We start from the raw sequence: 25,732 nt of genomic DNA on the forward strand, positions 1-25,732 counted from the left end.
AGACCAATTACGTTCTTGTGGCGCCGTTCTCACGCACCCAGTAAGCCGTTGCCCCGCAAACCGCCGCAGGCACCACGAACAGGTTCAGTACAGGCACCATGGCAGCCAATGCCACTGGCACTCCGAAGCCGAAAGCAGACAAGCGGGTATCACCGAGCAACCGGCGCAGGGCGGGGAAACTGACCTTGTGGTTGTCTGCCGGGTAGTCCACGTATTGCAGCGCCATCATCCAGCTGTTGAAGAGAAACCAGAGAACAGCCGCAACCAGATTGACGACGGGTATCAGACCGATAATCAGCAGGCCGATAGCCCTCGGCAGGTAATACAGGATTTTCTGAACCTCACGCCAGAGCGCACGGGGGATATCCTTGATGATGGCCGCCCAGCTGTCGTCGGTATTCACTTCCTGACCGGTCAGGTGCTTTTCCGTCAGCTCAGCCAGATAGCCGTAGAAAGGGGAACCAATCAAATTGGCAACAATCACAAAGCCGTAGGCGAGCATAAGCACGATGACTGCGCCGTAAAGAATCCAGAACAGCCAGTCCAGCGCCTGTAGCCACGCCCAGTCCGGCAGCCAGGCCATGGCGGCGGCAATCAGCCCGGCAAAAAGCTCTCCCATAAAGAAGAAGAGCAATCCGAAGAGCAGAATATTAATAACCAGTGGAATAATGACGAACAGCCGCAGACCGGGCTGACGAATCAGGCGGAAACCTTCCCCCAGGTAGCCCAATCCACGAAAAAAATTACCCTTGAGCATCGCTGGCAGGACCTCCGCTTCCATGACAATGACGGGCCGCAAAGCATATCATGTTGACAACATTCCCACAGCCCGAGAGCACTCAGGGACTTCCGCGATGGATACACTGAAACAACAACTCACCAGTCTGCTGCAGTACCGGCCCCTTTGGCGGGCAGCCTTTGTGATTTCCGTGCTCGCCATCGGGTTTCTTGCAACAACCGACAACCCTTACCCCATTCCCTCCTCTTCAAGCGACAAGATAAACCACCTGGTCGCCTTCCTTGAGTTGACCATCCTGACACGACTGGCCTGGCCGGAACTGCGGGCAATCTGGTTTGTACCGGCGCTCCTCGGCTTTGGTCTGGGCATCGAAATCATCCAGGCAAATCTGCCCTACCGCGAATTTTCTCTGGCAGACCTGGCTGCCGATGGCGCAGGCATCGCACTTGGACTCCTCCCCTGGCCGGGTCTTCGCAGGCTGGGAAAACCGGATTTGCGAAATTCGCCAGGATCTTTGTAAGAGATTTCTCACAAGAGCGTGAGATCTTGCAGTGATATCACGTGCGCAGTGGTGCGAATATGCCCTTAGTAAAAACCTAACCCGTTGATAACCATATTTTATTGGATACGACCTCGCTGAGCTCGCCCGCACCCCATGCAGAGTTCACGCGTTTGTCAGAATTCAATTGGTATAGTGTTTACATCAAGGATGACAGGGAAAAGGACGACGCACTGGATGCACCCCGGCAAGGAATGCAGGGAGAGGCAGGGACTCAAGGACGCCTCGCTTGAGGGATAACTATTCGGATAGCCGGCTCGGATGCCGGCACCACGGAGTGGCTCAAGGATCTCGCAACACGGCTGTTGCCCAATGCGCACGGATGCGCCGACCTGTTCCGAGAAAGGGTAACCGACTGGTTGCCCTTTATTTTTTATACGCTTCCTGCTGCATCCCCGTTATCTGGCGACGCCTTCGGCCAGATAGATGCGCACCTTATTGAACTCCTCGAATTCGTGAAGATCTGGCCAGGTCCGGGCCTCAATCGTTGTCTGCCTGCGATAGGCACTGTCACCCAACACTTTCATTCGTGAATCCGCCAGAAGCACTCTAGGTGCCGCCTCTCGAAAAACGCCGAGCAACGGTCGGTTTTCCGGGTCGTAGAGCACATCCGCCGCTGTTACGACATCGAGCTCATCCGGGCGATCTGCCCAGTCCTGGCAGAGGCCAACGGAAACGCCGTTAAGAGCCGCATTGGCACTGGCTGCCTCCAGCGCTGCCGGATCAATATCACAGGCGATGGCTTCACGGGCGCCAGCCATCGCCGCAGCCACGGCCACTATCCCGGAACCGGAACCAAAATCGAGAACCCGTTTGCCTTCGACCAACCCGGGGTTGTCCAGAATCCAGCTGGCGAGCACCTGACCACTGGCCCAGCAAAACGACCAGTAGGCAGGTTCGGCAACCACTGCCTGGGCTTCTTCGTGGGACAGGGGCCCCTCAAGAACGGTCGGGTCAAACAGATAAAGCGCGACGCGCTCACAGCCAGCGGGACGGGAAACGGCAACCCGGCCACGGGCCAGCGTTTTGCGAAGATGCGCATTCAGACAGTCGGCTGACATGGGCTATCCAACCTCAGGTTTCAAGAAGGCGACATTGTACCCATGACAGGGACGGGAAACAGGGCGCGACAAGCAGAAAACCCCCATTTCCGCTATACTGCCGCCTCCATCTGACAACTGGTTTACCGCTGAAATGGCAAGCAGACCCGACACCGACGACTACCTTTCCCTGTTCCTGAATGACGTACCACTGATGGACGTCCGGGCACCGGTGGAGTTCAGCCGTGGCAGTTTTCCGAACACGGAGAACGCGCCCCTGATGAACGATGAGGAGCGCCACCGGGTCGGCATCTGTTACAAGGAAAAAGGCCAGGACAAGGCCATTGAGCTCGGCCATCAGTTGGTGTCCGGTGACAGCAAGGCCCAACGCATCGAAGCCTGGAAACGCTTTGTTGCCCGGCATCCCGAAGGTTATCTGTTCTGTTTCCGGGGCGGCCTGCGGTCCCGGCTTACCCAACAGTGGATACGGGACGCTGGCATTGACTACCCGCTGGTCAAAGGCGGCTACAAGGCGCTGCGCCGGTTTCTGATTGACAGCCTGGAAGCGCAGGTCAAATCTGGTGAATTCCGGATTCTCAGTGGTCGCACCGGCACCGGCAAGACGCGGGTTCTACAACAGCTGCCGAACCCGGTGGATCTAGAAGGCCTGGCCAACCACCGGGGGTCCAGTTTCGGGCGCCAGGTGACCCCCCAACCTTCACAGATCGATTTCGAAAACAGGCTGGCCGTGGCCATGCTCAAGGCCCACCACCTCAAGGGCGGCCCGATCTACCTGGAAGATGAGAGCCGGCTGGTGGGGCGATGCGCCCTGCCCGAATCCCTTAAAAACCGCATGGCGGAGTCGCCACTACTGATTCTCGAACAACCCATGGAAGAGCGCATTGGCATCATCCGGGAGGACTATGTCGAGGGCATGTTTGCGGATTACGTGAACCGCGACGGAACCGAAGCTGGCTGGCTGAACTTCCGGGACTATCTGCTGAGCGCCATCGATCGCATCCGCAAGCGCCTGGGTGGTGAACGTCACAGGCAACTGCGAGGTCTGATGGAAGAGGCGCTGCTGCAGCAGGAAACCACCGGACGGACTGGCACCCATGACGCCTGGATTGAGGCACTGCTGAAGGACTATTACGACCCCATGTACGACTACCAAATGGGCCAAAAGGAAGGCCGGATTCTGGTCCGCGGGGGCCCAAAAACCATTCTCCAGTGGGCCAGCGAGCGCTCAATTGCGTAAGCGACTGAATGAACATTTTTTCCTGCGACACACATCTCTGACATTTGTCTGCTATATACAGAAGTAGACGAATCACGTTGTTGCAAGATTTTGTCCGTTAATCCAATACTTATGAAAAATACCAACGAACAAGGAGTCCATTATGGAAGATCTCTTCGGCGCTGAGGGAGGCGCCTCGGAACTCATGAATCAAGCCGTCTCCCTGGTGATGACTTACGCACCAAAAGTCGTGCTGGCCATTGTCACATTGATCGTGGGCATGTGGCTGATCAACCGCTTTGTCGGAGTTCTCGACAACAAGCTGGGCAAGAAAGACCCCACCCTGAACAAGTTTCTCTGCGGACTGATCGGCGCAATTCTCAAGATTCTACTGCTGATCTCTGTCGCCTCCATGGTTGGCATTGCCACAACATCGTTCATTGCCATCATTGGTGCTGCCGGTCTCGCCGTCGGTCTTGCGCTGCAGGGCAGCCTCGCCAATTTCGCTGGCGGCGTGCTGATCCTTATCTTCAAGCCTTTCAAGGTTGGCGATACGATTGATGCTCAGGGCTACCTTGGCTCCGTCCGGGAAATCTCCATCCTTTACACCATTGTCGATACCTTCGATAACCGCCGGATCGTGATCCCGAATGGGCAACTGGCCAACGCCAGCCTGACCAACCTGAGCGCCTATGAAACCCGTCGTTGCGACATGAGCTTCGGCATTGGCTACGGCGATGACATCGACAAGGCCAAGGCCGTCTGCAAGCGCCTCATCGAAGAAGACGAGCGGGCACTGAAAGACCCAGCACCCCTCATCGTGGTGGGCGCCCTTGGCGAAAGCTCCGTCGACCTGACGGTTCGGGCCTGGACCAAGTCCGCTGATCTGTGGCCGTTCTACTGGGACATGCACGAGAAAGTGAAGAAAGCGTTCGACGCCGAGGGCATCAGCATTCCGTTCCCTCAGCGCGATGTGCATATGATCAAATCCGACTGAGATTCGCGATCGGTTTCTCATTGATACATCCGGTTACTCGCAAACTGCGTAACCTCGACTAAGCTGACCATTAATGGCGGGGTTTAGCGACCCCGCCAGGCCATCGGGGCCAGGCAATCTGATCCACACGGGCTCCGGAACGCTGTCATTGCTGGTAGGAGGTTGTCACTATGCCGGTACAGCAGTTGAAGGAATTCCTCGATGAGGCAGGTGTCGAGTACATGTGCCTCTCTCACCCCCCTGCGTATACCGCCCAGGAACTGGCCCACCACGTAAAAATCGCCGGCGACCGCGTCGTTAAAACGGTCATCATCGAGCTTGATGGCAAAATGGCGATGCTGGTGATGCCGGCGACCTGGCGAATCCGCTGGGACAGGCTATCCCGTATTCTGGACACCGACTTTATTGATCTTGCGGACGAACAGGAATTCAAAGACCGCTTCCCGGATTGCGAAGTGGGCGCCATGCCGCCCTTTGGCAACCTGTTCGGTATGACCGTGTACTGCGCCGAAGCCCTGACCGAACAGCCGGAACTGGCCTTTGCCGCTGGCAGCCACAGCGAATCGGTCCACATGAAAACTGCCGATTTTATTAACCTTGTGCAACCGATGGTACTGAACCAGGGCTTCAATAAACCGGGGGCCCAGAAGCCCGCCTGGCTGGTCAAAGGCCGTCGCCGGCCAGAGGAGGCTGACAAGCAGCGGGTATCAGGCATGGTCGGGTATTGAGGCTTTTTCTGCCGGCTTGATCCCGGTCTCTTGTCTGGCTGCCGCCATCGCGTAAACTTGGGGCATCAGACAGGAAACCTATATGACTCAAGCCTTTGATATTGTGGTAGTTGGCGCCGGTATGGTCGGTGCCGCACTGGCCACTGGCCTCGGCCAGAATGGTTTCAGTGTTGCACTCATTGATCGGTCTCCGCCGCCCGCCTTTAGTCCAGACACCGCCCCGGACATCCGGGTTTCTGCGCTTAGCGCCGGCAGCGAGCGCTATCTTCAGAGCCTCGGCGCCTGGGACCACATCCTTGGAATGCGCGCAACGCCTTACAAGCGACTGGCCGTCTGGGATGAAACCCGCTTTCCGCTACAGAATCTCGTGCCCCGGAAACTGGCCGAAGTCCAATTCGACGCCACCGAACTGGGCGCACACCACCTGGGACACATCGTCGAGAACTCGGTCACCCAGCAGGCACTCTGGCAAACCGCCGACGCTTGCCCCCATGTGACGTTGTTCCACGGCCATGGTGTTGCCTCCCTGGCACAGTCCGGTGATACGGCGACTGTTACTCTGGACGATGGCCGCGAGCTACTCGCAAGTCTGGTAGTCGGTTGCGATGGCGCCCAATCCCGAATCCGGGACGTCGCCGGCATCGGGACCACCCGGAACCAGTATGACCAGCAGGCCATGGTCATCTCCGTGCGTTATCAGGGGCCGGTTGAAGACATTACCTGGCAGGGCTTTCATCCCTCGGGGCCCCGAGCCTTCCTGCCATTGCACAGTGCCGGCCCGGAGCATGCCGGCGAAAGCTGGGGTTCCCTGGTCTGGTACGATTCACCCGAGGAACTCGCTCGCCTGAAATCGCTGGACGACAGCACCCTGATGAGCGAAATCCAGTCATCATTTCCCGCGAGCCTGCCACTGCTGACCCACATCGACAGCAAGGCCTCGTTCCCCATCGCCCGGCAACATGCCAAACAATACCATTCCGGGCGCGTGGTTCTGGCCGGCGATTCCGCCCACACCATCAACCCCCTGGCCGGCCAGGGCGTGAACCTGGGCTTCCAGGATGCCCAAGCCCTGCAGTTCGCCCTCAAGGAAGCCAAGCGGGCGGGCGATGATCTGGCGGACCCGAAGTGGCTTACCCTGTATGAACAAAAACGCCGGCCGGCGAACCGCCGAATGATGCTGACCATGGATCTGTTCTACCATCTGTTCAGCAATCGGATTCCGCCGGTCCATCTGCTGCGCAACCTGGGCCTGGGCGCCGCCCGCGCCCTGCCCTTCGCCCGCAACCGCGTGGCCCGTTACGCCATGGGCATCGACGAGGAACTGCCGGCCGTGGTCAGGCAGATAACTTCCCGGATTCCGGGACTGAACCAGCTTTAACACCGAACAACAATCCCAAGGACAATCCAGAAGGAGTCACCATGTCAGAGACGATTTTCACCAAGATCATCAACCGCGAGATCCCTGCGGATATCCTCTACGAAGACGACCTCGCCCTCGCGTTCAGTGACATCAACCCGCAGGCGCCGGTCCATTTTCTGGTCATCCCCAAGAAAGCCATCGCCACCATCAACGACATCACCGAAGACGATCGGGAACTGGTGGGGCATCTTTATCTGGTGGCAGCGAAGATTGCCAAGGAGAAGGGGTTTGCCGACGATGGCTACCGGGTTGTCATGAACTGCGGGGAAAACTCCGGACAGACGGTGTTCCACATCCATCTGCACGTACTTGCCGGCAAGCCGCTGGGCTGGCCTCCGTATACCGATAAGATGAAGCAGGGCTGATTGCTTTAAGCTTGGGTGCCGGCAAGCGGTCCGGTAATGCTGTTTGGGACACGCTCAAGGCATCCATGCGCGCTTAGCTTTCGCCATGGATGGCGAAAGCCAAGCGACCAGGGACGGCTCGAGCGTGTCCCGGAAAGCCGCACCGCACGGCGGCCCTCCTCCCAAGCCGGATAAATCAGCGGCCGACTACCTTCTCAGCTTCCTCCACAGGCGTATGACGAACGTCCTCGCCTTTAACCATGAAGATCACGTTCTCGGCGATGTTGCACGCGTGGTCACCTACCCGCTCCAGGGCACGGAGCACCCACATCACGGACATGCACCGTGAAATGTTGCGGGTATCTTCCATCATGAAGGTCAGCAGGGTGCGGGCCGCAGCCTGATATTCCTCGTCAACGCGCTTGTCTTCCTTCATGATCCGCAGCGCCTGCTCAGAATCCAGGCGAGCAAAGGCATCCAGGGCATCGTGGAGCATGCTGAGCACGTGGGTGCCGATGTGGCGCACTTCCACGTAGCCGCGCGGCGCCTGGCCTTCTTCCTGCAGCTTGATGGCCAGCTTGGCGATCTTCTTGGCCTCATCGCCAACGCGCTCCAGGTCGGCAACCATCTTGATGACCGAGATCACCAGTCGCAGATCCCGTGCCGTCGGCTGCCGACGGGCGATGATCAGGGTGGCTTCCTCGTCGATCTCCACTTCCATTTTGTCGACTTTCTTGTCGTTGGCGCGGATTTCGTCGGCCATGTGACCGTCACCATCCACCAATGCCTGAATGGCATTCTCGACCTGGGCTTCTACCATCCCACCCATTTTCAGGAACTCGGTCTTGAGCTCCATCAGTTCGTTGTTGAACTTGTGGGAGATGTGATCCCCGTAAACGTCGTCCTTCTTCGTAGGCATACTGTTCTTCTCCAAAATTCCTCAGGTCCGGAATCAGCCGAAACGGCCGGTGATGTAGGACTCGGTCAGTTCGTGTTCCGGGGAGGTGAATACCTTGTTGGTCTCGTTCACTTCCACCAGGTGCCCCAGGTGGAAATAGGCTGTACGGTGGGATACCCGGGCCGCCTGCTGCATCGAGTGGGTAACGATAACGATCGTGTAGCTCTCAGACAGCTCGGCAATCAATTCTTCCACTTTCGCCGTGGCAATAGGGTCCAGCGCCGAACAGGGCTCATCCATCAGAACCACTTCCGGGCTGACAGCAATGGCGCGCGCAATGCACAGACGCTGCTGCTGACCGCCGGACATGCCGGTTGCGTTGGCGTCCAGGCGATCCTTTACCTCATCCCAAAGGCCGGCCTTGCGCAGGCTGGTTTCCACAATTTCGTCCAGATCGGATTTGCGATTGGCCAGACCGTGAATTCGGGGGCCGTATGCCACGTTGTCGTAGATGGACTTGGGGAACGGGTTGGGCTTCTGGAAAACCATGCCGACCCGGGCCCGCAGCTCAACAACATCCCGTTTGGGATCGTAGATGTCGTGGTCGTCCAGTTTCAGGGAGCCCTTTACACGACAGATATCGATACTGTCGTTCATTCGGTTCAGGCACCGCAGGAAGGTGGATTTACCGCAACCCGACGGACCGATAAAGGCAATGACCTCGTTACGGCCAATGTCGAGGCTGATTTTTTTGATGGCGGGAGAATCGCCGTAGAATACCTCGACATCCCGAAGCTTGAACTTTGGGTCGTCCGAGAACGGCTTCCCGACGGTTTTCCCTTCCTCAATGATGGTTTCAGCGGGTTTGGATTCCTGAACTGGCACGGCGACCTCATCCGGTTGGGAAACTTCACTGGCAATGGTTGTATTCACACTATTCATCTTGATTCTCCTTACCACCGGCGCTCAAGGCGTTTGCGCATCCAGATGGCCAATGCATTCATGCTGATCAGGAAGGTCAACAGCACCATGATGGCTGCCGACGCACGTTCAATAAAGGCTAGTTCCGGGCTGCCGGCCCACAGGAAGACTTGTACGGGCAGAACGGTGGCCGAATCAAAGAAGCCGTCGGGCACATCCACAATAAAGGCCACCATGCCGATCAGCAGCAACGGTGCGGTTTCACCCAGAGCCTGGGCCATCCCGATGATGGAACCGGTAAGCATTCCAGGCATGGCCAGCGGCAGCACATGATGCAGAACCACCTGCATCTTGGAGGCGCCGATACCTTCGGCGGCCTCGCGGATCGAGGGCGGAACGCTTTTGATTGCGGCCCGGCTGGAGATGATGATGGTTGGCAGCGTCATCAGTGTCAGCACCAGGCCACCAACCACCGGAACCGAACGCGGCATCCCGAAAAGATTGATGAACACGGCCAGGCCCAGCAGACCAAAAATAATGGATGGCACCGCCGCCAGGTTGTTGATATTGACCTCAATGAAGTCGGTAAACTTGTTCTGAGGCGCAAACTCTTCCAGATAGATCGCTGCGGCAACACCAATCGGGAACGACAGGATCAGGGTAACGAACATGGTCAGCAACGAACCGACAATTGCGCCGAGAATACCTGCCTTGGATGGATCACGGGAATCGCCACCACTGAAAAACACATCATTGAACGATGTTTCGATGACATCCCGCTCCAAAAGCTCATCCACCCAGGCTTTTTGCTGATCATTCAGCTTGATCGAGTAGGCGTCATCCCCTGCGTGCTTTACGTAGACATCCACGTCGGTGTGCGTGAGGAATGTCATGGATTGGGTGGTACCCAGCCATTCCGGATTGGCCTTCAGTGCATCCCGGAGCGTCACCGATGCGTAGGGGTTTATCAGTTCGCGAACGTTTTTCCGGTCATCCTCCGTTGCACCAGGTATCTCCTTGATCAACGCCTGAACCAGCGGCTCGACAAAATCAGCCATCTTGATCTGACGCTCGTCCGTGGGATCATCCAGGTACATCATTTCACCATCCAGGTTTACATCCATGGTGATGGTGGTTTTGACGAAGCCGGTGTAACCCTTGCCGATGATATCGGTGAACAGGATTATCAGGGCCCCCAATGCAATGGCAATGGCCATGACGCCGTAGGCGCGGAAACGGCGTTCCTTACGGTAGCGGCGCTTGAGCGACTGGCGGACAATTTCCGCCTGTGAACGTTGATCAGTCATACTGTTCCCGATATTTGCGTACGATTTTCAGTGCAATGACGTTGAGCAACAGGGTTGCCAGGAAGAGCATGGCGCCCAATGCGAAGGCAGCCAGCGTCTTGGCGCTGTCGAATTCCTGGTCACCGGTAAGCAGAGTCACGATCTGGACAGTAACGGTGGTGACGGTTTCCAGCGGATTGGCAGTCAGGTTGGCCGCCAGGCCCGCCGCCATGACCACAATCATGGTCTCGCCGATAGCCCGGGAGACTGCCAGCAGAATACCGCCCATGATGCCGGGCAGCGCAGCCGGGAAAATCACCTTCTTCATGGTTTCCGACTGCGTCGCGCCCAACGCTAGGGAACCATCCCTCATGGCCTGGGGCACTGCATTGATAACGTCATCCGAAAGGGACGAAACGAACGGAATAATCATGATGCCCATAACGGCACCTGCTGCCAGGGCACTCTGGGACGACGCCTCAATACCAATCGAGGCAGCAAGGTCACTGATAAACGGTGCCACGGTCAAAGCGGCGAAGAAGCCATAGACCACAGTCGGAATACCCGCCAGCATTTCCAGTAACGGCTTGACCACGCCGCGAACCTTCTTGCCGGCATATTCGGACAGGTAAATCGCCGAAAGCAACCCGACCGGAACTGCCACAGTCATGGCGATGGCTGAGATCAGCAGGGTGCCGGTGAACAGGGGGATCATGCCGAAAGCACCCTCGGATGCTACCTGATCGGCCCGAAGGGCGGTCTGGGGACTCCAGTGGCTGCCAAAGAAAAACTCGGTGAACGGGACTTTGCCGAAAAACCGGAATGTCTCGAACGCTACCGAGAAAATGATTCCGACAGTGGTCAATATGGCCAAAGCCGCGCAGGCGAAAAATACCCATTTTAGTATGGATTCAACCTGGACACGGGCATTCAAATGCGGCCGGATTCTTAACCAGCCCAGAAAGCCCGCCAATACAGCAACCGAGACAACCAACGCAGACATCAGAAACTGGCTCTGGGAGCGCAGTGCCTTTAACCGTTCCGCAGCCTCGACAATGGGCGCTTCAACAAATCCAGGCGGCAATGCTCCGCTGGCGACGTTACTGATCTTGCTCAGCAAGAGACTTGCTTCACCATCGGTAGCAGGAACCATATCCTGAGGCAGGCCACCAATCACGATTAACTGAATCACTTTGCCTTGAAAAGCCATCCAACAGCCCAGTACCAGCAGAGCAGGGATAACGCTCCATAAAGCCGCCCGGGCGCCATAGTAAAAAGGCAGGGACTTCAGATGACGAATCCCGCCCATAGGCATCGCTAATGACCGGGAACGAGCATATCCAAGACCATAAGCCACGACGGCCATAACCAGGGTCAGTAATAAAAGATTAGCCGGTTGCATGAAAATTCCTGTATTCGACTTCGGATTGGCACACAGTTTACAGGCTCAGCCCTGCACTGGCACCGGATCACCAAAACGTGCAAAAGGCGCGAGCCTCGATCGAGACCCGCACCTCTGTTCCTGACCGGACTGCGGTCTTATTTGAGCTCGTCCAGGGTCAGGTTGGGCATATTCTCTGCCTTGTCCATCAGATCCATCAGCGCAGCGCGGGGCGGCACGATCAGACCAACATCTTTCAGGTAGCCGTTCTGGCCCATGGCGGCGTTGCTGGTGAACTCGCTGACATATTCCTGAATGCCGGGAACTACACCAACGTGTGCCTTCTTCACGTAGAAGAACAGTGACCGGGCCACCGGGTAGTCGTCTGCAGCAATCGCTTCAGCGGTCGGCACCTTGCCATTCAGGGTTGCCGCCTGCAGACGGTCGGAGTTCTCTTCCATAAAGCTATAGCCGAATACGCCGTACATGCCTTCATCGCCAATCAGCTTCTGCACGATCAGGTTGTCGTTCTCACCGGCTTCGATGAAGGCGCCGTCTTCACGAACGCTTTCACAGATGGAAGCGTGCTCGTCCTTGCTCAGATCGGCGGCCTCAGGCAGTTCATCGCAACCAGCGGCAAGAGCCAGCTCGTTGAAAGAGTCACGGGTACCGGAAGTCGGAGGAGGCCCCATCACACGGATCGGCTTGTTCGGCAGACTGGCGTCAACGTCGCTCCAGTTCTTGTTGGGGTTGGCGACCCACTCGCCGTTAACGGGAACCTTGGAACCCAGGGCCAGGAACAGCTGCTCCAGGGTAATGTCGAGGTTCTCGGCTTCCTTGGAGCTGGCGATCACGATGCCGTCAGAACCAATGCGGAATTCAGTGATGTCTTTGACACCGTTGCTCTGGCACAGTTCGAACTCGGAGGTCTTCATGCGACGTGACGCATTGGTGATGTCCGGGTGCTGGGTACCAATACCCTGACAGAACAATTTGAGACCGCCGCCTGAACCGGTGGATTCCAGCTTGGGGGTGCTGAAGTCGGTCTTGGTGCCGAAACGCTCGGCAACAACCGTGGCGAACGGATAAACAGTGGAAGAACCCACGATGCTGATGGTGTCACGGGCCATGGCCGGTGCAGACATGGCGGCTACAGAGCCTGCCAGCGCTACAGTCGCGAGTGCTTTGTTCAGTTTCATCACGTCAAGTCTCCATTATTCGGTTTGGACGTTGTGTAGGATGTGCTTTACCGATGAATGCAGACTAATGGCACTCTGTGACAACTTTGTTACAGCCTCTGAAATATAGTCAGGAATGTTCAAATTTGCTTGCAGCGGCGCTCCAGCCCGTTACCATGCGGGGTAAAACAATTCCAGGCTCGCAAGAAGGCAGTACTATGACAGCGTTAGACGACGACAAACCCACGCCCCGTGGTGATCTTACCCTCCAGGTCATTCCTCTCCCCGCCGATACCAATGCCAATGGCGATGTCTTCGCCGGCTGGCTGGTAAAACAGATGGATCTCGCCGCCGCCACCATGGCCGGGCGTATTTCCCAGGGTCGCAATGCCACGGTGGCTATGGATCGGATGGAGTTTTTGTCACCGTTGCGGGTCGGATCACAGGTAGGTTGCTACTGCGAGCTTGTCGATATTGGCCGCAGCTCCATGAAGATCAGCGTGGAAGTGTGGACCCTGGACCGGACGGCCAAGAACCCGCGCAAGGTGACCGAGGGTCTGTTTGTCTATGTCGCCATCGATGAGCATGGACGGATCCGGGAAGTCCCCGAACAGAACCTCTAGGCTGTCACTTCCAGCCGTGCAGCAGGCGGGCATAGTTGAGGCGCTCCCAGGTGCGACTGTTGGGCGCCTTGTCCATTGACAGCGCGCCTCGCGCCTCAGCCAGATCACGATAGCCCATATCGGACAAGCGCCGGCTCATACCGTGGTGTATTCGCCCCAGGGCATCGGGACCGTCCGCCAGGATCGCTGATACCACCTGAACAGCGGCTGCACCGGACAGGATTGCCTTGGCCGCATCATCACCGGTGTGAACCCCACCCGATATAGCCATCTCCAGAGACGTCTGGCCATAAAGCATGGCCGACGCGTGTAGCCGCAGTGGCAGCTCGGCACTGGAAGACAGCACCACTTCCCGGCTCAATTCCAGCTCATCAAGGTCCATCTCCGGCTGATAGAAGCGGTTGAACAACACCAGTCCCCGGGCTCCTGCCGCTTCAACACCGGAGACAAAGGACGGCAAGGCCGAATAGAACGGCGACAGTTTGACGCTGACGGGAATGGTGACCTGTTCGGCCACCGAGCGCACCACCGCCAGTTGACGCTGTTCCAGACTGGCGGCTGTCTCGGAGGGATCGGTGGCCAGGTCATAGAGGTTGAGCTCAATGGCATGGGCACCGGCGGCCTCCAGCTCAAGGGCGTGTCCGGTCCAGCCTCCGGTGGAAATACCGTTGAGCGAGGCAATCACTGGCACATCCAGTGATCGACGCAACAGCTCCAGCCGTTGGAGGTAGCTGCCCGATCCCATCTCGAAAAGCTCCGACTCCGGAAAAAACGAGCGGGCTTCGGCGTCCGTATTGATCCGGGAATCAATAAATCGATGAGCCGCCATCTGCTCCTCGACCAGCTGCTCCTCAAACAGCGAGTGCATGACAACCGCACCGGCACCGGCCTTGACGCAGGCCTTCAGTGCATCCAGGTCGTCGGTCAGCGGACTGGCGCCGACCACCAGGGGCGAGCGGAGTTCGAGGCCCAGCCAACGGGTTGCCAGGTCAGTCATGACGTTCACCCTCTTGGTTATCTGCGCCGGAAGCTTCGTGGGGCTCAAAGTGGATCCCGGCCAGCTGTTTGTAGAGCTCGCGCTGTTCGGTGGCCGCCTCCGACGCCGCAGCCACCAGCTGTTCGTAGCGTTGGGGATCCCTCAGCTCCAGCATCCGGAAACGGGCCTCTTCCTGCATGTAGGCTTTCATGGTGATTTTCTGGCGTGGGGAATCCAGTTGCAGTGGCGGCAGCCCCTCGTGGGTGCGACGGGGATCAAACCGGTACAGCGGCCAGGCCCAGCTGTCCACTGCCCGCTTCTGCTGTGCCGGCGAGTGCACCAGATCGTAGCCGTGGGCAATGCAGGGGCTGTGGGCAATGATCAGTGCCGGGCCATCGAAGCTCTCGGCTTCCTGCAGGGCCTTGGTGGTGTGGTTACTGTGAGACTGCATGGCGATCTGGGCCACGTATACATGGCCGTAGCTCATGGCCAGCAGGCCCAGGTCCTTCTTGCGGGTCGCCTTGCCGGCCGCAGCAAACTTGGCAATGGCACCTATGGGCGTAGCCTTGGACTGCTGCCCGCCGGTGTTGGAATAGACCTCGGTGTCGAGCACCAGCAGTTTCAGGTTCTGGCCCGAGGCCAGGGCGTGGTCCAGGCCGCCATAGCCAATATCGTAGGCCCAGCCGTCACCGCCAATCACCCAGACGCTCTTCGGGCAGAGCTCGTCGGCCAGGCTGTCGAGTTCCCGGGCCTCCTGCCCCTCCTGGTCCGTCAGCCAGCTACGGAGATCCTCGATGGCTGCGCGCCGAGACGCCATGGCGGCTTCATCGATTGTCATGCAGGGAGAGGTCAGGTCCGCATAAAGCCCCCCGGGCAACTGACCCTGCACTGCGTCCAGCAACTGCCGGGCCCGGCCGACAAGCTTGTCCAGCCCCAGGCGCATGCCCAGACCCAGTTCCGCCGCGTCTTCGAACAACGAATTGTTCCAGGTGGGCCCCCGGCCGTCGGCATTCACCGTGTAGGGCGTGGTGGGCAGATTGCCACCGTAGATCGAGGAACAACCGGTGGCGTTCGCAATCAGCAGCCGATCGCCCACAAGCTGGGTCAGCAGACGGATGTAGGGTGTCTCACCGCAGCCGGAACAGGCGCCCGAATATTCGAACAGCGGAATCAGCAGCGGCAGGGCTTTGAAGTCGCGGGGGATGCGGTCTCTGGGCACATCCGGAATACTCCGGAAGAACGCCAGGTTCTCCGCTTCCACCTCACGGTGCTGCTCAATGGGCTGCATGTTGATGGCTTTGCGCTTTGGCTGGGCCCGGTCCTTGGCGGGACAGACCTCCACACACAGACCACAACCGGTGCAGTCATCCGGCGCCACCTGAATTCGGTAATCCAGGCCTTCCAGTTCAGAGGTCTGGGTTTCCGGCACGGCCTCGAAGCTCTCCGGCGCCCCCTTGGCCGCCTCGGGCTCGAACACCTTGCTGGTGATCGCGGTGTGCGGGCAGATCATTGCGCAGAAGTTGCACTGAACGCAGAGGTCAGACTCCCAGATCGGGATTTCCAGGGCGATGGTTCGCTTCTCGTACTGACTAGTGCCGGTTGGCCAGGTTCCGTCTGGCGGGAACGCACTGACCGGCAGCTTGTCCCCCTGCCCTTCCAATAGCAGGCGGGTGACTTTCTGCACAAAGTCCGGCGCACCCTCTGGCACTCTCGGTGGTCGGATGCGGGTTGCCGTTACCTTATCCGGCACCGTTACTTCATGCAGGTTGTCCAGCGCCGAGTCCACCGCCTCCACATTTCGGCGCACCACTTCCGGCCCGCGCCGTCCCCAGGTCTTGCGGATGGACTCCTTGATGTGGGCAATGGCCTCTTCCCGGGGCAGGATATCGGCCAGGGCGAAGAAGCAGACCTGCATCACCGTGTTGATCCGCCGTTCCAGCCCCGCTTTTTCTGCCACCTCGGCGGCATCAATCACAAACAGTCGGGCCTTGAGCTCGACCAGCGCACGCTGGACCTCCACCGAGAGCCGATCCCAGACCTCGTTTTCTGGCCAGGGCACGTTCAGCAGCACCGTAGCGCCCTCGGCGGCGTGTTCCAGCACTTCAAACCGTTCCAGGAACTGGGGCGCATGAATGGCCACAAACTGGGCCGTGTTGATCTGGTAGCTGGAGCGGATGGGCAACGGGCCGAACCGCAGGTGGGATACCGTGGTCGCGCCGCTTTTCTTGGAATCATAGACGAAATGCCCCTGGGCGAAGAGGTCCGTGCCCTCGCCCAGAATCTTGATGCTCGCCTTGTTACTGCTGACAGTGCCATCAGCGCCGAGACCAAAGAACAGCGCCCGACGGGTTTTCGGAGACTCGATATCCAGCTCACTGTCCACGTTCAGCGAAAGATGGCTGACATCGTCCCGCACGCCAACGGTGAAACGGGTTTTCGGCGCCTCGGCCTTCAGTTCGTCAAAAATGGCGCACACCATGGCCGGAGTGAATTCCCGGGAAGACAGACCATAGCGACCGCCGATCACCCGGGGCAGCACCTTGCGCTCGCCCCGGCTCCAGGCTTCCATCAGGGCGCCACTGACTTCCAACAGCAGTGGCTCGCCCTGGGCACCGGGTTCCTTGGTTCGGTCCAGCACGGCCAGGTGCTCGACGGTGTCCGGCAGAGCATTCAGGAAACGGTCGGTCGCAAAGGGCCGGAACAGGCGCACCTTGAGCACACCGACTTTCTCGCCCTGCTCCAGCAGCCATTCGACCGTCTCGTGGGCGCATTCGGCGCCGGATCCCATAAGGATAATCACACGGTCGGCGTCGGGGTGGCCGACATAATCAAACAACCGGTACTGACGGCCGGTGATACCGGCAAACCGGTCCATCACGGCTTCCAGCTTGTCCGGAAATGCCTGATAGAACGGGTTGATGGCCTCCCGGGCCTGGAAGAAGGCGTCGGGGTTCTGGGATGTGCCCCGAACCACCGGCCGGTCCGGCGTCATTCGGCGGCTCCGGTGTGCCTCCAGTCCTTCATGGGGTACCAGAGCCCTCAGATCGTCGTCGCTCAGGGCGGCGATCTTGGAAATTTCATGGGAGGTGCGAAAGCCATCGAAAAAGTGCATCACCGGGACACGGCTTTCCAGAGTGACGGCGTGGCCGATCGCCGCCATATCCTGGGCTTCCTGGACCGAACCGGACGCCAGCAGAGCGAACCCGGTACCGCGGGCACTCATCACATCGGAATGATCGCAGAAGATCGACAGGGCATGGGTGGCGATGCTGCGGGCGGCAATATGCATGCAGAAGGGCGACAGTTCACCGGCAATCTTGTACAGATTGGGCAGCATCAACAGCAGGCCCTGGGACGCGGTAAAGGTGGTCACCAGGGAACCGGCCTGCAGCGCCCCGTGCATGGCCCCGGCGGCACCGGCCTCGGACTGCATTTCCACCACGCTGGGCACCTGCCCCCAGAGATTGGGTTTGCCCAGGGCCGCCCAGTCATCAGCGTGTTCGCCCATCACCGAGGCGGGCGTAATCGGATAGATGGCAATGGTCTCGCTCAGGCGATAAGCCACCGAGGACACCGCTTCATTGCCGTCGAGGGTATGGAACTCCATGGCCACGACTCCCTGTGGTGAGGCCGACAGACAGTTCTGAGTCTAGTATCGACGGTGACAACCGCAAGAGGGCGGGTTTGATCTGAGACAGGTTTGGGGAAGAAACAGGATCAGGGCTTGCCTGCTCAGGTTTCAATCAGCTCATCAAACAAAGCCTGGTAGTCTCCGGCCCGTCTTGATGCCCGCCAACCCTCGGGCGGACAGGCTGGCACGTCTGTTTTGAGCAGGGCTTCGAGGCAGTCGGCGGCTGCTTCCGCCTCTCGCCTGGCATCCTGTTCATGGCTGTCATAACGACACTGCTCCGGGACATATTCCTGATAGGCCAGTCGATCGGGGGCCAGCGGAACACAACCTGAGGCCATGGCCTCCAGCATCGCCAGCCCCTGGAAATCGTGAAGTGCCGTGGAGACGACCAGGTCCGCCTGACGCAGCAAATGATCGTAGTCGTCACGGCTGTCCAGGAAGCCCCAGTGTTCGATTCGATGACTGAACTGTTCACGAATCCGGTCAAACGCCGGCGGATAGCTGCGGAATCGTTCCCCCACCACGCTCAGCCGGAATGGCACCGAGCGCTGTTCCAGTACCTGCAGCAAATTCAGCAGCCGGTCAGGCCCCTTGTCGTATTCCCACCGATGGTTCCAGAGCAGATGCGGACAGGCCCGGCCCCAAAGTGGCTGGCGCTCGAAAAACAACCGGTCCTCAATCGGAACCGGGATGACACGGGACCGGTCGCGCAAGGTTTCGATCAGGCCTTCCGGTACCTCATCGGGCAATCTCTGAAGAAACGCCCGGGCGCCGGCCAGAAAACTGTCCCGATTCCAGCCACTGTTGAAGACCACGCAGTCGGCACAGAGGGCGCTGTAGAGGTTGACCATTTGCGGATCGGCACTGGCGTTCTGGCCGCTGGAGATCGGGAACGCAAACTGGTTTTCGTGCATGTACAGCAGGCAGGGCGTGCGGGCGAGGCGCGGGTGCAGGCCCCGCAGGGTGGCCAGATCCACCATGGATGTGGCGACTATCAGATCCCAGGGTTCCTGCAGGAGTGGCTCCTTCAGCCAGCTCAGCGGGTTGCCGCGGATGCGCCAGCGGAAGAATCTGGGAGGCAGTGCCAGTGTGTGCCAATGGAACTCGGGTAACAGGGCCTCCAGGTGCTCGCGCCAGCGGCGGTGACTGGCGGCATCGTAGCCGGACAGCAAAAGAACCAGTGGGCCAGGTTTCTCGGACTTCGTCATGCTCACAACCATTAGCCGGGCTGAACCTCAGGCCGGGCCCTGGACAGTGACCACAACCCAAGCACCGGCCCCGGGAACAGAAGCAGAACCACCCAGACATCCAGCTGCCCCCATAAGCCACTGGTCAGCCAGATGGCCGGCAGGGTCAGCCCAAACCCGACCGCATTCATCACCGCCAGCGAGGAGCCCACCGATTCCCTGGGTGCCGCTGCAGAAGCCAGCGCGGAAAACTGGGGGGAATCTGCCACTACGGCAATACCCCAGACAATCAGCAACACCATCAAAACGACCGGCGAGAGCCCATTCAGCCAGGGATACACAAGACAGAAAGCACCGGAAATCATCAGTGCTCGGCGGGCTACCCACTCGCTGCCCAGGGTGCGACTGAGCCTGCCGCCACCGACGCAGCCCGCCGCGCCAATCCCGATAACGGCAAACGACAACCAGGGAATGAGCGCGTCACTCTGACCTAATCGCTGCAGCTCCCGACCGATGAGCAGCGGCGTGAGTGTCCAGAATGCGTAGAGCTCCCACATATGGCCGAAGTAACCTCCGGCCACGGACCGGAATCTGGGGATACGCAGCGCCGCCAGCCCCTGGCTCAGAGGCAAACGCCCGCTGCTTTTGGGCAAGTGCGGGCCCTCCCCCAACACATACACCAGAAGGCCCCCAGCCACCGCAAGGCAGGAGGCGGCCATCAACGGCCACTCCCAGGGCATGCCCAGAGTTGCTCCTCGCATCAGGTGTGGCAAGGCCGTGCCGAGGGTGAGCATGCCCACTAGCCAGGCCAGGGCGGCGCCGGCGTATTTCGGGGTCCAGGCGATTACCATTTTCATGCCCAGCGGGTAGATTCCAGCCAGACACAGACCCGTGGCAAACCGCAGAAGAAAATCGAGCGGCGGTGCACCGGCCGCGAAAATAAATCCTCCATTAACCAGTGCACCAACCAGACTCGACAGCGCAAAGATACGACTGGCGCCGAACCGGTCAGCCAGACCGGTCACTGCAATGGTCAGGGTACCGGCGATAAACCCGGCCTGCACCGCCAGCGTCAGCCGTCCCAGATCGGTTTCCGACAGGCCCAGTTCCGCGGACAGCGACAGCCAGACACCGTTGATACTGAACCAGAGCGAGGTGCCAAAAAGCTGGGCCAGGACAATCACAGGGAGGGGATAGCGTCGTAGCAGGTCGATCATTGTTGTTGTCTTCTTCCACGCGATGGACCAAGCCTAGCCTCGAGGGGCTGGCCTCGCCCATGCTACTTTGGTGTCTTGTTGAGGTTGGGACCGCTGTTTCAGGACTTCACCAGTCGATCCAGCCGCAAGCGTTCCCGGTCATCGAACAGTCTGCGACCACCCCACGAAACCGCCATCAGCGCACCGAAACCGGTGCCAACGGTAATAATCAGCATCACCAGAATCTGGTATTTGACCGCCACCGCCGGCGGGCTACCCGCAAGAATCTGGCCAGTCATCATACCCGGTAGGCTGACAATACCAGCGGCGGCCATCGCGTTGATGGACGGCATCATACCGCTGCGCATGGCGTCCCGACGGATATCCTCCAGCGCCTGCTGCGAGGTTTGGCCCAGCATTAGCCGGTTTTCGATAACCGCCCGCTGCCGCCAGACCGATTCATTCAGACGGTCCAGCGCGAGACTGACGCCGGTCATGGTGTTACCGAGCATCATGCCCAGGAGCGGAATAGCGTATTGCGGGGCGTACCAGGGCTCGGGGCCGATGACCACAGTCAGGGCCAGAACGGTAACCGCAAAGGACGACACAAACATCGCCCCGGTGCCAATACTGAATGCCCACCAGCCCCGAAGCCGGCGTCCCTGGCGCGCGACAACCTCACGGCCTGCAACCAGGAGCATGATCAGTGCCAGCAGGGCAATCCAGTAGAACGCAGAAGACGCGAACAGGGCCTCCAGCACCAGTCCGATCAGGGCCAGCTGAATGATCGTGCGCAGGGCCGCAATCAGCAGGCTTCGGGTAATGCCAAGTCGAGCCAGATACCCGGTGCCGGCCAGCGCCAGAACCAACAGGGCCGCGAGCCCCAGCTTCCACCAGGCGAGATCAATGACCTCCATCGACGCGCTCCAGCGTGGTGCCATGAATCCGGTAGTGGGCATCCGCCACCCGATGGATCTGCGCCGGATCATGGGCAACCCAGAGCACAGCAATCTGCCGCCTCCGGATCTCGTCAAGCAGCCAGGTTTCAAGGGCTTCGGTGCTGTCGTTGTCCAGATTGGCGGTAGGTTCGTCCAACAGCAGAGCCTCTGGTTCAAGGGCCAGAGCACGCCAGATTGCGAGCCGCTGCCGTTCTCCGGAGGACAGCCGACTCACTGACCAGCCCATGACCTCTGGCGAAAACCCCAGCGCTGACGGCAATCCTGCCTTCGCCTCATCGGGAAAGTGACCACCCACGTCATCAAACCACCATTGACTGTCTGCCGGAACCATGACAACCCGACTTCGCCACTGGTGTGCCGGAACGTCTAGCTGTGCGGTATCACCCAGAGAAATCCTGCCATCATGGGGTTCCAGGTCTGCCACAGCCCTGAGCAAACGACTTTTGCCGCTGCCCGAAGGCCCGGATACGCAGACAACCTCGCCCCCTGGCACCCGTAACGACACGTTACTCAAAGTGCCAACGCTGAGATTTTCCAGCACCAGATCTGTCAAGATAGCATCACCAGGTTTCGCCCAAGTTCGTAACGGCTATACCATTACACAGTGTTCCGCCAACAACCAGTCGACAGTCGCTCAGGCCAGGTAGGTATGAAGCTTCGATCTCTTGTCACGTTCACACTGGCATCTGCACTGATCGCCGCTCCGGTCGCAGCGGAAGTCAGCCTGGCGCCCTTTGCGGGGTATCGGATGAGCAGTTCGGTGGATATCAGGACCGCCGGGGCCAGCACCTCAGACCAGATCGACTTCCGGGATACCCCCAGCCTGGGGCTGGTGTTCAATTTCGATCTGCCGGATCCCGGCAAGCAGGGAGAACTGTATTTCGGGCGGCAGACCACTTCGGCCAGACTGGACAATGGCCTGTTCGCTCCGGGTGTGGAATCCATCGACCTGACCATCTACCAACTCCAGTTTGGCGGACTGTATTTCCCCGGCGGCCAGAATCACGGCGGCTTTGTCTCGGGTGTTTTCGGGGTTACCCGTCTGGAACCGGACGATTCGAGATATGAAACCCACCACCGGGCCGCCCTGTCCATTGGCGGCGGCTACCAGTTTTTCCTGACTGAACAACTGCGCCTGAGACTGGATCTGCGCGGTGTTTACACCGCCCTGAATTCTGGGGGTTCGGCCTTCTGCTCAGGGGGATGCGAACTCAGATTCGACAGCAGCGGCTACTTACAGGTGGAAGCTGGCGCCGGGCTGGTCATTCGTTTCTAAACCCGGCGCTATGACAAGAGTCCTTATCTGTTCCGCCTGGTGATCGCAGTACGTGATTCCGCCCGGTGCGAATGTGTAAGCCTCTCAAATCTCCTCACGCACCTGCGCGTAGGTGAGCGCTGCGAAAATGCCCGTGCCGCCTAGGACGTTCCCGGCTAAAGCAGGCAGGATGCCCTCGAATACCACGGCGGCAATGCCCAGTTCGCCCTTAACGACGAGAATGAACAGCTCGGTCGAACCGGCAACCACGTGCGACATACCGCCGACGCCGATCATGTACGTCACTATGACGATCATCAATACCTCGCCTGCGCTTTCCATGCGCGGCAGAATCCAGACCAGCGCAGCGATCAGGAACCCCGCCGGGATGCCCCAGGCGAAATGCTCAAGGCCGGTTGCCTCAGCGTAATGATGTGAGATGGCATGAATACCTTCGAAACGGGCCTCCGGCACGATGTGTCCATAGACGAGCACTAATGCCGCCGCCATGCACCCCACGAGATTGGCGGCAAAGACGATGCCCCACAGGCGCGCGGTTTGGTAAAAGGTCGAGCGCGTTGGCTTGAGGAACAACGGCAGTATCGGCGTGATTGTGTTCTCGGTGAACAACTGCATCCGGCCAAGGATCACGATCAGGAACCCGACGGTGTAGCCAAGATTTGAGATGCCCGCGGCCCAATCGGCATCTGGCAGTATGGATGCAAGAAACCCTTTGCACAGAACCGAGGTGCTTATCGCCAGACCGGCCGCGACCCCGGACCACCAGAGCGCACTCGTCGAACGCGACAGCTCGTGTTCACCTTCCCTCCGGATCGCCTCGAAGATAACCGACGAGGGAACGCTCTCGTACTCATCAGCCTGTTCGTTTTCGTCGCTATCAAAATCGGTGTGATCTGGCATATATTCTTATCCTCAAATGCGCGTCCATCAGACAATCACAGGACGTTTCTCCGGCAGCATCAGAGACAGCAGCGCCGCTGTTATTACCAGCCCGCCGGATATCAACAGACAGGCTTCAATTCCGTAGGCCTGGTAAACCCAGCCAGACAGAATGGTGCCAAGCAAACGGCCAGCAGCGTTGGACATATAATAGAAACCCACATCCAGAGAAACACCGTTGGACCGGGCATAGCTGACAATAAGGTAGCTATGCAGGGAGGAATTGATGGCAAACAGCACCCCGAACAAAAACAAGCCACCCAAAATCACAACCTGCGGTGACCAGCCCGCCATCAGGCCTCCGGCAATGGCGATGGGAATCAGCGCCAGAGCCGTCGCCCATAGTGCAGCAGGCTTTATACCTTCCATGTTGCCGGTAATCTTCGGCGCGATAGTCTGGATGAACCCGTAGCCGATAATCCAACTGGCCATAAAGCCGCCGACTTTCCAGTGGTCCCATCCAAAAGCGGTGCTGAGATATACCGGTAAGGCTACCACAAACCACACATCCCGAGCCCCGAACAAGAACATTCGCGCGGCCGAGAGCACGTTGATGGCTCGGCTCTTGGACAGGATTTCGCGGAATTTGGGCTTTGATTTGCTCTTGCCCAAATCCTGCCCCAGCAGAAACAGACTGGCGATCCAGACGGCCCCGAGCGCAACCACCATAATCACCACGGCGCCGGTAAAGCCTGCAGCCATCAGCAGGACACCACCTAGAAAGAAACCAACACCCTTGAGGGTGTTCTTGGAGCCGGTAAGTATCGCCACCCACTTGTAGAGTGTGCCCTGCTGTTCATCCGGTACCAGCAGCTTGATGCCGCTCTTGGCGGACATCTTGTTCAAGTCCTTGGCAATCCCCGAAAGCGCCTGGGCCGCCATCACCCAGGGCACCGTGAGCATGGCCGCCGGCACCGCCAGCATGCCCAGCGCCACAATCTGCAGGAACAGACCGATGTTCATGGTACGGTTCAGCCCCATGCGGGCGCCCAGGTAACCGCCCACCAGGTTGGTCACCACCCCGAAGAACTCGTAAAAGATGAACAGCAGGGCGATTTCCAGGGGCGAGTAACCCAGCTGGTGGAAATGCAGTACCACCAGCATCCGTAGGGCACCATCAGTAAGCGTGAAGGCCCAGTAGTTACCTGTAATGACCAGATACTGTCGTATAGCCGCCGTCATATCAGGCCAGACCTACCCTGCGCGCCAGTTCTGCGGTGCGGTTGGCGTAGCCCCATTCGTTGTCGTACCAGGCGTAGATTTTCACCTGGGTGCCGTTGACCACCATGGTGGACAGGGCATCGACGATGGACGAACGCGGGTCGGTCTTGTAATCAATTGAGACCAGCGGGCGCTCTTCATAGCCCAGAATGCCTTTCAGCTCGCCTTCGGCCGCTTCTTTGAGGAGTTTGTTTACGGTTTCACGATCCGTGACCTTCTCCACTTCAAATACACAATCGGTCAGTGAAGCGTTAGTAAGCGGAATTCGCACCGCATGGCCGTCCAGACGACCTTTCAATTCCGGGAAGATCTCGATAATTGCCGTTGCTGAACCGGTGCTGGTGGGGATCAGTGAGCTGCCGCAGGCGCGTGCCCGGCGGAGGTCCTTGTGGGGCGCATCGATGATGGTCTGGGTGTTGGTCAGGCTGTGAATGGTGGTGATGGAGCCGTGTTTGATACCCAATTTCTCATGAATCACCTTCACCACCGGCGCCAGACAGTTGGTGGTGCATGAAGCGGCAGTCACAATGCGGTCGTTGGCCGGGTCGAAAATATCATCGTTCACGCCAACCACAATGTTCTTGGCGCCAGCTTCCTTCACCGGTGCCGTAACCACGACGCGCTTCACGCCCTGATCCAGGTAGGCCTGCAGCACATTGACCTTTTTGTTAACACCACTGGCCTCGATCACCAGATCACAGCCGGACCAGTCCGTTTCACCGATGGTTTTGTTGTGGGTCACGCGGATGCGCTTCCCGCCGATCTCAATCTCCGTCCCATCCGCAGTGGCTTCTTCGCTCCAGCGACCATGGATGCTGTCAAAGTTGAGCAGGTGAGCCAGTGTGGCGGCATCGGCACCCGGGTCGTTGATCGCCACAAACTCCATGTCTGGCCACTGCCAGGCAGCCCGCAGCGCCAGACGACCGATGCGGCCAAACCCGTTAATGCCTACCTTGATCTTGCTCATGATGAGCTCCTGAGAGAGTGTCTTCCGTC

24 protein-coding genes are annotated in these 25,732 nt (G+C 58.9%); 8 read left to right on the plus strand and 16 right to left on the minus strand.

Annotated features, from left to right (window positions below; all coding sequences use genetic code 11):
* Positions 1-7: 7 nt before the first annotated feature.
* The gene (gene cysZ / locus GJU83_RS07770) at positions 8-757 is read right to left on the minus strand and encodes a sulfate transporter CysZ (RefSeq protein WP_069182806.1); all 750 of its coding nucleotides are present in this window, start codon (positions 755-757) and stop codon (positions 8-10) included.
* A gap of 97 nt (positions 758-854) precedes the next feature.
* Between cysZ and GJU83_RS07775 the strand changes: the two genes are divergently transcribed.
* Positions 855-1,259, plus strand: coding sequence for a VanZ family protein (locus GJU83_RS07775; protein ID WP_069182171.1), 405 nt, complete (start codon positions 855-857; stop codon positions 1,257-1,259).
* Positions 1,260-1,696: 437 nt separating this feature from the next.
* On the opposite strand, the gene GJU83_RS07780 is transcribed toward GJU83_RS07775, so the two are convergent.
* Positions 1,697-2,359, minus strand: a complete 663-nt coding sequence (locus GJU83_RS07780) for a class I SAM-dependent methyltransferase (protein WP_153634008.1) — start codon at positions 2,357-2,359, stop codon at positions 1,697-1,699.
* Positions 2,360-2,492: 133 nt separating this feature from the next.
* Here GJU83_RS07780 and mnmH point away from each other — a divergent pair, with 133 nt between their 5' ends.
* From mnmH to GJU83_RS07805, 5 genes are all read left to right on the plus strand, one after another.
* Entirely contained in the window at positions 2,493-3,596 is a 1,104-nt protein-coding gene (gene mnmH / locus GJU83_RS07785; protein ID WP_153634009.1) for a tRNA 2-selenouridine(34) synthase MnmH, read from the plus strand.
* 142 nt (positions 3,597-3,738) lie between these two features.
* A complete protein-coding gene (locus GJU83_RS07790) occupies positions 3,739-4,572 on the plus strand; it encodes a mechanosensitive ion channel family protein (RefSeq protein WP_069182174.1) in 834 nt (277 codons plus the stop codon).
* Positions 4,573-4,742: 170 nt separating this feature from the next.
* On the plus strand, positions 4,743-5,300 hold the full coding sequence (locus GJU83_RS07795) for an aminoacyl-tRNA deacylase (protein WP_136629862.1): 558 nt from the start codon (positions 4,743-4,745) through the stop codon (positions 5,298-5,300).
* Positions 5,301-5,382: 82 nt separating this feature from the next.
* The gene (locus GJU83_RS07800; protein WP_153634010.1) at positions 5,383-6,678 is read left to right on the plus strand and encodes an FAD-dependent monooxygenase; all 1,296 of its coding nucleotides are present in this window, start codon (positions 5,383-5,385) and stop codon (positions 6,676-6,678) included.
* A 41-nt stretch (positions 6,679-6,719) separates the two neighbouring features.
* Positions 6,720-7,085 (plus strand): histidine triad nucleotide-binding protein, encoded by a 366-nt coding sequence (locus GJU83_RS07805; protein ID WP_136629860.1) that lies wholly within the window; start codon positions 6,720-6,722, stop codon positions 7,083-7,085.
* Between the two features lie 175 nt (positions 7,086-7,260).
* Here the strand turns inward: GJU83_RS07805 and phoU are convergent, their stop codons facing one another.
* The 5 genes from phoU to GJU83_RS07830 all read right to left on the minus strand — a co-directional run bounded on the left by phoU (position 7,261) and on the right by GJU83_RS07830 (position 12,749).
* On the minus strand, positions 7,261-7,983 hold the full coding sequence (phoU, locus tag GJU83_RS07810) for a phosphate signaling complex protein PhoU (protein ID WP_069182178.1): 723 nt from the start codon (positions 7,981-7,983) through the stop codon (positions 7,261-7,263).
* A gap of 33 nt (positions 7,984-8,016) precedes the next feature.
* Positions 8,017-8,904, minus strand: coding sequence for a phosphate ABC transporter ATP-binding protein PstB (pstB, locus tag GJU83_RS07815; protein ID WP_069182179.1), 888 nt, complete (start codon positions 8,902-8,904; stop codon positions 8,017-8,019).
* An 11-nt stretch (positions 8,905-8,915) separates the two neighbouring features.
* The gene (pstA, locus tag GJU83_RS07820) at positions 8,916-10,190 is read right to left on the minus strand and encodes a phosphate ABC transporter permease PstA (RefSeq protein ID WP_069182180.1); all 1,275 of its coding nucleotides are present in this window, start codon (positions 10,188-10,190) and stop codon (positions 8,916-8,918) included.
* Positions 10,183-11,571, minus strand: a complete 1,389-nt coding sequence (pstC, locus tag GJU83_RS07825) for a phosphate ABC transporter permease subunit PstC (protein WP_069182181.1) — start codon at positions 11,569-11,571, stop codon at positions 10,183-10,185. Before pstC ends, pstA begins: the two co-directional genes overlap by 8 nt.
* Before the next feature lie 137 nt (positions 11,572-11,708).
* The gene (locus tag GJU83_RS07830; RefSeq protein WP_370686074.1) at positions 11,709-12,749 is read right to left on the minus strand and encodes a substrate-binding domain-containing protein; all 1,041 of its coding nucleotides are present in this window, start codon (positions 12,747-12,749) and stop codon (positions 11,709-11,711) included.
* Between the two features lie 197 nt (positions 12,750-12,946).
* Between GJU83_RS07830 and GJU83_RS07835 the strand changes: the two genes are divergently transcribed.
* On the plus strand, positions 12,947-13,351 hold the full coding sequence (locus GJU83_RS07835) for an acyl-CoA thioesterase (RefSeq protein ID WP_069182183.1): 405 nt from the start codon (positions 12,947-12,949) through the stop codon (positions 13,349-13,351).
* A gap of 4 nt (positions 13,352-13,355) precedes the next feature.
* On the opposite strand, the gene GJU83_RS07840 is transcribed toward GJU83_RS07835, so the two are convergent.
* The 6 genes from GJU83_RS07840 to GJU83_RS07865 form a co-directional block, all read right to left on the minus strand.
* Positions 13,356-14,348, minus strand: coding sequence for a dihydroorotate dehydrogenase-like protein (locus GJU83_RS07840; RefSeq protein WP_069182184.1), 993 nt, complete (start codon positions 14,346-14,348; stop codon positions 13,356-13,358).
* Positions 14,341-17,934 (minus strand): pyruvate:ferredoxin (flavodoxin) oxidoreductase, encoded by a 3,594-nt coding sequence (gene nifJ, locus GJU83_RS07845; RefSeq protein ID WP_153634012.1) that lies wholly within the window; start codon positions 17,932-17,934, stop codon positions 14,341-14,343. Before nifJ ends, GJU83_RS07840 begins: the two co-directional genes overlap by 8 nt.
* 125 nt (positions 17,935-18,059) lie before the next feature.
* Positions 18,060-19,166, minus strand: coding sequence for a tRNA-queuosine alpha-mannosyltransferase domain-containing protein (locus tag GJU83_RS07850; RefSeq protein ID WP_153634013.1), 1,107 nt, complete (start codon positions 19,164-19,166; stop codon positions 18,060-18,062).
* A gap of 11 nt (positions 19,167-19,177) precedes the next feature.
* Positions 19,178-20,362 carry an MFS transporter gene (locus GJU83_RS07855; protein WP_153634014.1) on the minus strand — a complete coding sequence of 395 codons (1,185 nt, stop codon included), beginning with the start codon at positions 20,360-20,362 and terminating at the stop codon, positions 19,178-19,180.
* Positions 20,363-20,460: 98 nt separating this feature from the next.
* On the minus strand, positions 20,461-21,258 hold the full coding sequence (locus GJU83_RS07860; RefSeq protein WP_153634015.1) for an ABC transporter permease: 798 nt from the start codon (positions 21,256-21,258) through the stop codon (positions 20,461-20,463).
* Positions 21,245-21,853 carry an ABC transporter ATP-binding protein gene (locus tag GJU83_RS07865; RefSeq protein ID WP_153634016.1) on the minus strand — a complete coding sequence of 203 codons (609 nt, stop codon included), beginning with the start codon at positions 21,851-21,853 and terminating at the stop codon, positions 21,245-21,247. Before GJU83_RS07865 ends, GJU83_RS07860 begins: the two co-directional genes overlap by 14 nt.
* 96 nt (positions 21,854-21,949) lie before the next feature.
* On the opposite strand from GJU83_RS07865, the gene GJU83_RS07870 reads away from it, so the two are divergent.
* Positions 21,950-22,576: a hypothetical protein gene (locus GJU83_RS07870; protein ID WP_153634017.1), complete on the plus strand. Its 627-nt coding sequence runs from the start codon at positions 21,950-21,952 to the stop codon at positions 22,574-22,576.
* Positions 22,577-22,660: 84 nt separating this feature from the next.
* Here the strand turns inward: GJU83_RS07870 and GJU83_RS07875 are convergent, their stop codons facing one another.
* From GJU83_RS07875 to GJU83_RS07885, 3 genes are read right to left on the minus strand one after another with little or no spacing between them, the layout of a single operon-like run.
* The gene (locus tag GJU83_RS07875) at positions 22,661-23,476 is read right to left on the minus strand and encodes a formate/nitrite transporter family protein (protein WP_069182190.1); all 816 of its coding nucleotides are present in this window, start codon (positions 23,474-23,476) and stop codon (positions 22,661-22,663) included.
* A 27-nt stretch (positions 23,477-23,503) separates the two neighbouring features.
* Positions 23,504-24,697: an organoarsenical effux MFS transporter ArsJ gene (gene arsJ, locus GJU83_RS07880; protein ID WP_069182191.1), complete on the minus strand. Its 1,194-nt coding sequence runs from the start codon at positions 24,695-24,697 to the stop codon at positions 23,504-23,506.
* 1 nt (position 24,698) lies between these two features.
* Positions 24,699-25,703 (minus strand): ArsJ-associated glyceraldehyde-3-phosphate dehydrogenase, encoded by a 1,005-nt coding sequence (locus GJU83_RS07885; protein ID WP_069182192.1) that lies wholly within the window; start codon positions 25,701-25,703, stop codon positions 24,699-24,701.
* Positions 25,704-25,732: the final 29 nt, after the last annotated feature.

It is taken from the genome of Marinobacter salsuginis (assembly GCF_009617755.1).
Lineage (GTDB): Bacteria > Pseudomonadota > Gammaproteobacteria > Pseudomonadales > Oleiphilaceae > Marinobacter > Marinobacter salsuginis.

Excerpts from the sequence above, each read along its gene's own strand:
- GJU83_RS07855 (WP_153634014.1), bottom strand. The coding sequence starts at position 20,362 with ATGATCGACCTGCTACGACGCTATCCCCTCCCTGTGATTGTCCTGGCC.
- GJU83_RS07800 (WP_153634010.1), top strand. The coding sequence starts at position 5,383 with ATGACTCAAGCCTTTGATATTGTGGTAGTTGGCGCCGGTATGGTCGGT.
- GJU83_RS07835 (WP_069182183.1), top strand. The coding sequence starts at position 12,947 with ATGACAGCGTTAGACGACGACAAACCCACGCCCCGTGGTGATCTTACC.
- GJU83_RS07840 (WP_069182184.1), bottom strand. The coding sequence starts at position 14,348 with ATGACTGACCTGGCAACCCGTTGGCTGGGCCTCGAACTCCGCTCGCCC.
- GJU83_RS07795 (WP_136629862.1), top strand. The coding sequence starts at position 4,743 with ATGCCGGTACAGCAGTTGAAGGAATTCCTCGATGAGGCAGGTGTCGAG.
- GJU83_RS07780 (WP_153634008.1), bottom strand. The coding sequence starts at position 2,359 with ATGTCAGCCGACTGTCTGAATGCGCATCTTCGCAAAACGCTGGCCCGT.
- cysZ (WP_069182806.1), bottom strand. The coding sequence starts at position 757 with ATGCTCAAGGGTAATTTTTTTCGTGGATTGGGCTACCTGGGGGAAGGT.
- pstB (WP_069182179.1), bottom strand. The coding sequence starts at position 8,904 with ATGAATAGTGTGAATACAACCATTGCCAGTGAAGTTTCCCAACCGGAT.
- GJU83_RS07860 (WP_153634015.1), bottom strand. The coding sequence starts at position 21,258 with ATGGAGGTCATTGATCTCGCCTGGTGGAAGCTGGGGCTCGCGGCCCTG.
- GJU83_RS07805 (WP_136629860.1), top strand. The coding sequence starts at position 6,720 with ATGTCAGAGACGATTTTCACCAAGATCATCAACCGCGAGATCCCTGCG.
- GJU83_RS07850 (WP_153634013.1), bottom strand. The coding sequence starts at position 19,166 with ATGACGAAGTCCGAGAAACCTGGCCCACTGGTTCTTTTGCTGTCCGGC.
- GJU83_RS07775 (WP_069182171.1), top strand. The coding sequence starts at position 855 with ATGGATACACTGAAACAACAACTCACCAGTCTGCTGCAGTACCGGCCC.
- GJU83_RS07830 (WP_370686074.1), bottom strand. The coding sequence starts at position 12,749 with ATGAAACTGAACAAAGCACTCGCGACTGTAGCGCTGGCAGGCTCTGTA.
- GJU83_RS07875 (WP_069182190.1), bottom strand. The coding sequence starts at position 23,476 with ATGCCAGATCACACCGATTTTGATAGCGACGAAAACGAACAGGCTGAT.
- GJU83_RS07790 (WP_069182174.1), top strand. The coding sequence starts at position 3,739 with ATGGAAGATCTCTTCGGCGCTGAGGGAGGCGCCTCGGAACTCATGAAT.
- GJU83_RS07870 (WP_153634017.1), top strand. The coding sequence starts at position 21,950 with ATGAAGCTTCGATCTCTTGTCACGTTCACACTGGCATCTGCACTGATC.
- pstC (WP_069182181.1), bottom strand. The coding sequence starts at position 11,571 with ATGCAACCGGCTAATCTTTTATTACTGACCCTGGTTATGGCCGTCGTG.
- mnmH (WP_153634009.1), top strand. The coding sequence starts at position 2,493 with ATGGCAAGCAGACCCGACACCGACGACTACCTTTCCCTGTTCCTGAAT.
- pstA (WP_069182180.1), bottom strand. The coding sequence starts at position 10,190 with ATGACTGATCAACGTTCACAGGCGGAAATTGTCCGCCAGTCGCTCAAG.
- phoU (WP_069182178.1), bottom strand. The coding sequence starts at position 7,983 with ATGCCTACGAAGAAGGACGACGTTTACGGGGATCACATCTCCCACAAG.
- GJU83_RS07885 (WP_069182192.1), bottom strand. The coding sequence starts at position 25,703 with ATGAGCAAGATCAAGGTAGGCATTAACGGGTTTGGCCGCATCGGTCGT.
- arsJ (WP_069182191.1), bottom strand. The coding sequence starts at position 24,697 with ATGACGGCGGCTATACGACAGTATCTGGTCATTACAGGTAACTACTGG.
- nifJ (WP_153634012.1), bottom strand. The coding sequence starts at position 17,934 with ATGGAGTTCCATACCCTCGACGGCAATGAAGCGGTGTCCTCGGTGGCT.